The sequence below is a fragment of the Rhizobium sp. Root1334 genome (genome assembly GCF_001426665.1).
In the GTDB taxonomy this organism is placed as follows: Bacteria; Pseudomonadota; Alphaproteobacteria; order Rhizobiales; family Rhizobiaceae; genus Pararhizobium.
Map to the genome: position 1 here is coordinate 43260 of NZ_LMEY01000015.1, position 6659 is coordinate 49918.

The window sequence follows — 6659 nt, forward strand, 5'->3', positions numbered from 1 at the left end:
TTTTTAAACAGACTCAAGGAATCCGCATATGTCCGACCACAGCAACGAAATGACCGCCTGGGACCGCGACCACTTCTTCCATCCGTCAACCCATATGGGCATGCACGCGCGCGGCGAGGCTTCGACGAGGATCATTGCCGGCGGCGAAGGTGTCTACATCACCGATACCAACGGCCGCACCAGTCTCGATGCATTTGCCGGCCTCTATTGTGTCAATGTCGGCTATGGCCGCCAGAAGATTTCCGATGCTATCGCCGAACAGGCAAAGAACCTGGCCTATTATCACGCCTATGTCGGCCACGGCACGGAAGCCTCAATAACCCTGTCGAAGATGATCATCGACCGGGCGCCATCGCATATGAGCCGCGTTTATTTTGGACTTTCCGGATCGGATGCCAACGAGACCAATATCAAGCTGATATGGTACTACAACAACATCCTCGGCCGTCCGGAAAAGAAGAAGATCATTTCACGCTGGCGGGGATATCACGGTTCCGGCGTCATGACCGGGAGCCTCACCGGTCTCGACCTGTTCCACAATCTGTTCGACCTGCCGCGTGCGCCGATCCTGCATACGGAAGCCCCCTACTATTTTCGCCGCGCCGACCGGTCGATGAGCGAAGAGCAGTTTTCGCAACACTGCGCCGACACGCTGGAAGAGATGATCCTGGCAGAAGGTCCGGAGACGGTTGCCGCCTTCATCGGCGAACCGATCCTCGGGACCGGCGGCATTGTGCCACCGCCGGCCGGCTACTGGCAGAAGATCCAGGCCGTGCTTGAAAAATACGACATCCTGCTGATCGCCGATGAAGTCGTCACCGGTTTCGGCCGTCTCGGCTCGATGTTCGGCTCCAGCCATTACGGCATCAAGCCGGATCTGATCACCATAGCCAAGGGCCTGACATCGGCCTATGCACCGCTCTCCGGCTCGATCGTCTCGGACAGGATGTGGCAGGTGCTGGTCGAGGGTTCCGACAGGATGGGCGCCATCGGCCATGGCTGGACCTATTCCGCCCACCCGATCTGCGCCGCAGCCGGCATTGCCAATCTGGAACTGGTGGATGAACTCGGCCTTGTCGAAAATGCCGGCTCCACCGGCGCCTATTTCCGCGCCGAACTGGCAAAGGCCGTCTCCAGCCACAGGAATGTCGGCGAGGTGCGCGGCGACGGCCTGATGGCGGCGATCGAGTTCGTCGAAGACAGGGACGACCGGAAATTTTTCGATCCATCACGCAAGATCGGCCCTCAGATCTCGGCGGCACTGCTGGAGCGCGGTGTCATCGGCCGCGCGATGCCGCAGGGCGACATCCTCGGCTTTGCCCCGCCCCTCTGCCTGACCCGCGAAGAGGCCGACACCGTCGTGAAGGCTGCGGCCAGCGCCATCGAAGCCGTTTTAGGCCGGTGACGAGAAGCCACCCAATACCAATACAAAGATAGTCGCTGCCGTGCTCTCCTCGGGGCACGGCAGAGTTGTTTTTGCCATCAGGGCGCAGGATGCTCAACGTTCCAGCAGTGCAACGCTGACCGGTCGCGAAGAAGCCGGAATTGGCAGCAGCCTCGACGGCAACGGTCAGGTCGGTATCATCAAGCACGACCATCGGGTTCTTGCCGCCCATTTCCAGCTGGAACTTGCGGTTATGTTCGATGGAAGCAGCAGCGACACGCTTTCCCGTACCGATCGAACCGGTAAAGGGTATCCGTTGCGAGCGCCCCACAGCAATTTGCCTTGACGTTCGATGGGTTCGCTACGTCGTGATGTCGCCTGACGCCAAAGGCAACATAGGAAGCGCCTAAAGCGTATCGGCTTGCAGTGCGCGTAGATGCTCTCGACCGCGAACGGAATCGTACGCCAGGCGTCTTTAAGAATGGCCTCAGGCGGCTTTGGAAACGCCGTCGCGATCATTTCGATCAGATCGGGCTTTGTGCATTGAATGAGAATGCCCATGATTGGTTCGCCGGTCTGCTTGTGAGCGAACAGGGGCGCCCATTCTTCAAAGTTTAAGCCGATGGCCCCAAAGAACCCGTCAGCCCAGTCTCCGGAAAGCACCTCTTCCTCGTCAGTGCGCATCAACATCGGAGCATATCGGTGGGGCGTCGTTAGCTGGTGGGCTATGAGGTTGTAATGATCGACGATCGTRTCGATCACCGCCTGGACCTTGTTGCCAATGAACGCTCTCTTCTCGTGATCGCCTATGACATGGAACATCCAGTCATTTGGCAACAGGAAGACCGGACCAGCCGCCAAACCGGTCAGGAAGCCGTTCATCATCGAGACGCCGCCACAAGGCGGTGCCGGCTCAGTCTTGTCGAACCAGGCCTCCAACTGTTCCAGRGTTAGAAGTTTCGCACGCTTGGGCCGTTTCACGCCGCCACCGCCAAATTCATATCTGCGTGTTCTCGTTTCCAATGCCATGGCAGGCAACGCTCAAGGGAGGTCGACTTTATCTCGCCCGACACGATGYGCTCAAGCACGTCGTTCAGCCACGTATAGGGATCGAGGCCGTTCAACTTGGCTGTCGTCAGCAAGGATCCTAGAATGGCCCAAGATTCGGCGCCGCCATCACTGCCGGCAAATAGGCTATTGACGCGCCCAAGCGCAATGCTCCGCATATTGCGCTCCACGGTGTTGGAATCGACCTCAAGCCTGCCGTCATCCAGGAATAGGGTTAGGCCGGACCAAAGCCCCAGCGTGTATCTGATGGCGGATGCGACGGGGTCCTTCGCGGATATATCCTTGATCGTGTCCACCAGAAGCACTTTCAGATCAGCCATCAGGCCTCTGGTTTTGGCCTGACGAACAGAGAGCCGATGTTCGGCGCTCGTGCCGCGGATCTTGGCTTCGATCGCATAGATTTCGGCCAGGCGCTCAAGCACCGTTTTTGCCAGCTCGGATTTGTACTTTTTGAAGACATCTACGAACTTACGACGCGCATGGGCCAGACAATAGGCAAGGGTAATCTTTCCGGCCCGACGGCCGGATCGGGTCAAACTCTTATAGGCTTTATAGGCATCGACCTGCAAAAGCCCGCGGTAGTTCACCAGTTGCGATTGGATTTCCGCCTTGCCACGACCTTGCGCAAAGACATAGGCCACTGCCGGATAGGCCGGGCCGTTCCACGGACGATCGTCCACCGCATGGGCCCAGAACTGACAGGTTTTCGTTCGTTTTCGACCTTTTTTGAGGACCGGCATTCGGGTTCATCCACGAACACACGGGAATGGCTATGGATATAGGCCAAGAGCTTATCATAGAGCGTTTTCAGCCACCAAGCTGAGCGCTTTACCCAGCCACAAAGCGTTGACGTGTCTAAACGGACCCCTTGTCCTTTCAGCATCTGAACCTGGCGGTGGAGCGGCAGGTACCAGGCATATCGCCACACGACCACATTGCTGATCATGGAAGTCGTCGCCAGGCCGCCGTCGAACAAACGCGGCCTCGCCTTGGCTTGAACGATGCCGGCTTCACAGGCCCGGCAGGCGTATTTCGGCCGCACGGTGCGCAAAACATAAAGCGTAGCCGGCCGTGACGCCAGCGCCTCGCTTTCTTCTTCACCGATGCGATGGAGTTGTCCCTGGCAGCAGGCACATTCCAAGGATGATGGCTCAATGACCTCAACGACGCGTTCAAGATGTTCAGGTAGGGCACCGAGGTTGCGACGGGGTTGAGATTTGGCGCTTGCTTGGCCCGGCTCCCTAGCTGGCYTTGGCTCATCGTTGGCCGCAGCGACCTCAACGTTAAGCTCCGCGTCCCCCAGGTCGAGACGTATTTGTCCTTCCAAGACAGTAATCGACTTTTCGGATTTTTGCCCAAAAGGCTGGGCGTTGGCCGCCTTCAACATGCCTTTCAGACGCTCGATTTCAGCGTCTCTTTCCAGGACCATGCCGACCAAAATGTCAGGGTCCCGAGGCAGGTGTTGGCCACGGTTGAGCATGACCAACACTAGCCGGAGTTCACATAATTGTCGATAGATTACAACGGGATCACGCTATTTTTGTRGGGCGTTTCACGGGCYTTTTCTCTACCTTTGTCCAGTCCAGGCCATYGAGCAAAAGCGCCAATTCGCTCGCGCCAAGGTGAACCGCCCCGTCACGAACGGCGGGCCAGGTAAAGTGGCGATCTTCTAAAACCTTGGYCACCATCACCATGCCACTGCCGTCCCAAACCACCATCTTCAAACGATCGTTGCGCTTACTGCGGAAGATATAGACGTCACCCGAATAAGGGTTCGCGCCAAGCGCTGTCGACACCAGTGCCGCTAGACCGTTGATGCCTTTCCTAAAATCCACCGGCTTTGAAGCAATCAGGATCCGCAAATCCGATCCAAGCGAGATCAAGCCAACCCTCRCAGCGCACTGAACACCGTCCGTAGTGCCTGCTCGTCAACGCCGCCTTCGATAACGACACAAGCACCGTGAATCTCAATGCGCACAGTCAGCTGGACACCTCTATTTACCGGCGGCCGTGGAGTTGATGGGTGGGCATAGCCGTTTTCCGGGTGAACCGGGCGAGGAAAGCCTGTCATTTTTGACAATGATTTTCGCCTTGGCGGCGGTAAGCGCCGTCTCCGCCCCATTGGATTGGCTATATTTTGAGGCTTGCTGCGTGTGCGAGAAGGTTTCCAGGACTAACTGGAGATTTGCATGGCAGAAACGAAGTTGTCGAGCCGCGCCGGGGAAATCGGCGTTGGCCGGATGACGTTAAGGCTCGGATTGTAGCGGAAAGCTTTCAGCCCGGTGTTCGTGTTGTTGATGTTGCGCGTCGTCATGACGTTATAGCAAACCAACTTTCCAGTTGGCGGCGACAAGCACGAGATGGGGTTTTGGCCCTGCCTTTTGAGGCTATGCCGGGCCCTTCGGAGAACGTGGATGCCGAGCCTGCATTTGTGCCTTTGGCGATCACAGCGGAGCCGAGCGAGGCTGTGGGTGTTTTAGCGCCGCCGAAACTGCCGGAGGCGGTTTCAGCGGTCTTGACGCTGGAGATCGGCCCGGACGTTGTGATGCGGGTTCCCGGTGACGTGCCGGTTGAACGTGTGGCGGCTCTGGTGCGAGCGATGCGAGGGACGGCATGATCGTCGCTGGCCAACGACTGCCGATCCTGATCGCGACGCGGCCGGTGGACTTCCGCTGCGGGCATCAGGCGCTGGCTTTGATGGTTCAAACCGAATTGAAGCTTGATCCGCATTCCGGGGTGACGGTGATCTTCCGGTCGAAGCGCGGGGATCGTCTGAAGATCCTGGTGTGGGATGGCACAGGAATGGTGCTAACTTACAAAATTCTTGAACATGGAAGCTTTGCCTGGCCCAAGGTGCAGGATGGGACGATGCGTCTTTCCAGGGGTCAATACGAGGCTTTGTTCGAGGGTCTTGACTGGCGGCGGGTCATGGCGCAACGGGTGATTGCGCCATCGGCGGCAGGGTGAATATCTGGCCGTCTTTGCATTGTTTTATTTGGCTTTTTCGTGCTGCCTTGCTATAAGGGCGCATGTCATCGCCCCTTGATCTCAGCCTGTTTCCGGACCTTCCGCCAGAGGTTGTCAAAGCCTTTGCGGCGATGCAGTTCGAGCTGTCGGTCGAGCGTGCTGCACGTCAGCATGAGCAGGCTGTGGTGGCCGAAAAGGACGCGTTCATCTCCGAGTTGAAGGAACTGATCGAGAAGCTTGAGGGGCAGGTTCACGACTATCGGCGCACGAAGTTCGGGCCGAAATCGGAAAAGCTAGATCCGGCGCAGATGGAACTGGCGCTGGAAGACCTTGAAACGGCGATCGCCGAAACACAGGCGCGGATCGCCGCCGTCGAGAAAAAGATCGAAGCCAGCACATCCGATCCGGAAAAGGCCGCTCCTCGCAAGGAGCGGAAGGCTCGTGCACTGCCCGAACACCTGCCGCGGGTCGAGCGCGTGATCGAGCCCGAGAGCATCGCTTGTCCCTGCGGTTGCGGCAACATGGTCCGGATCGGCGAGGACCGGACGGAACGGCTCGACCGGGTCCCGGCGCGCTACGAGGTGATCGTCACGATCCGCCCGAAATACGCATGTCCCAAGGGTCGAACGGGCGTCGTCCAGGCCAGAGCGCCGGCGCATCTCCTGGAAGGAAGCTGGCCGACCGAAGCCCTACTGGCGGAGATTGCCGTCTCCAAGCATTCCGAACATATGCCGCTCAACCGGCAGGCCGAGGTCATGGCGCGACACGGCGTGCCGATCGACCGCACGGTGCTGGCCGATTGGATGGGGCGCACGGGCAGCGAAATCGCACCGGTGGTCGACCACATGGCCAAACGGCTGCTGTGGGAAAGCACGCGGCTCTATGTCGACGAGACAACAGCTCCGGTTCTTGATCCGGGGCGAGGTAAGACGAAGGCCGGTTATCTCTGGGCCGTGTTGCGTGACGACCGCGGCTGGAATGGCTCCGCGCCGCCGGGCGTGGTGTTCCATTACCGGCCCGGGCGTAAAGGCGAATATGCCGCTGAAATCCTCGACGGGTTCAACGGGACAATCCAGGTGGATGCCTACGGTGGCTATTCGCACCTCGCCACGTCGGACCGGATGGGTGGCGTTCCCTTGAAGCTGGCTTTCTGTTGGGCACATGGGCGCAGAAAGCTGATCAAGGCCACGCCAAAGAGCGGATCACCCATCGTCGACGAGGCGCTCATTCGCATCGCCGC

5 protein-coding genes and 3 pseudogenes are annotated in these 6659 nt (G+C 58.7%); 4 read left to right on the forward strand and 4 right to left on the reverse strand.

Going from position 1 to position 6659, the window contains the following annotated elements; all coding sequences use genetic code 11:
- Positions 1 to 28: 28 nt before the first annotated feature.
- Positions 29 to 1405 (forward strand): aspartate aminotransferase family protein, encoded by a 1377-nt coding sequence (locus ASD36_RS17890; protein WP_060510657.1) that lies wholly within the window; start codon positions 29 to 31, stop codon positions 1403 to 1405.
- 103 nt (positions 1406 to 1508) lie between these two features.
- On the opposite strand, the pseudogene ASD36_RS30250 reads toward ASD36_RS17890, so the two are convergent.
- The 4 genes and pseudogenes from ASD36_RS30250 to tnpB (ASD36_RS17905) all read right to left on the reverse strand — a co-directional run.
- Positions 1509 to 1691: pseudogene (locus ASD36_RS30250) on the reverse strand (aldehyde dehydrogenase family protein); the annotation flags it as partial.
- 101 nt (positions 1692 to 1792) lie between these two features.
- A pseudogene (locus ASD36_RS17895) lies at positions 1793 to 2365 on the reverse strand (YecA family protein); the annotation flags it as partial.
- Positions 2362 to 3932, reverse strand: a pseudogene (locus ASD36_RS17900) (IS66 family transposase). The pseudogenes ASD36_RS17895 and ASD36_RS17900, both read right to left, overlap by 4 nt.
- A gap of 49 nt (positions 3933 to 3981) precedes the next feature.
- Entirely contained in the window at positions 3982 to 4335 is a 354-nt protein-coding gene (tnpB, locus tag ASD36_RS17905) for an IS66 family insertion sequence element accessory protein TnpB (protein ID WP_060510663.1), read from the reverse strand.
- 302 nt (positions 4336 to 4637) lie between these two features.
- Here tnpB (ASD36_RS17905) and ASD36_RS17910 point away from each other — a divergent pair, with 302 nt between their 5' ends.
- The 3 genes from ASD36_RS17910 to ASD36_RS17920 form a co-directional block, all read left to right on the forward strand.
- On the forward strand, positions 4638 to 5069 hold the full coding sequence (locus ASD36_RS17910) for a transposase (RefSeq protein WP_060641740.1): 432 nt from the start codon (positions 4638 to 4640) through the stop codon (positions 5067 to 5069).
- Positions 5066 to 5419: an IS66 family insertion sequence element accessory protein TnpB gene (gene tnpB / locus ASD36_RS17915; RefSeq protein ID WP_047637286.1), complete on the forward strand. Its 354-nt coding sequence runs from the start codon at positions 5066 to 5068 to the stop codon at positions 5417 to 5419. Before ASD36_RS17910 ends, tnpB (ASD36_RS17915) begins: the two co-directional genes overlap by 4 nt.
- Before the next feature lie 62 nt (positions 5420 to 5481).
- Positions 5482 to 6659, forward strand: a 1178-nt coding sequence (locus ASD36_RS17920; RefSeq protein WP_060510665.1) for an IS66 family transposase, incomplete at its 3' end; no start/stop codon positions are given.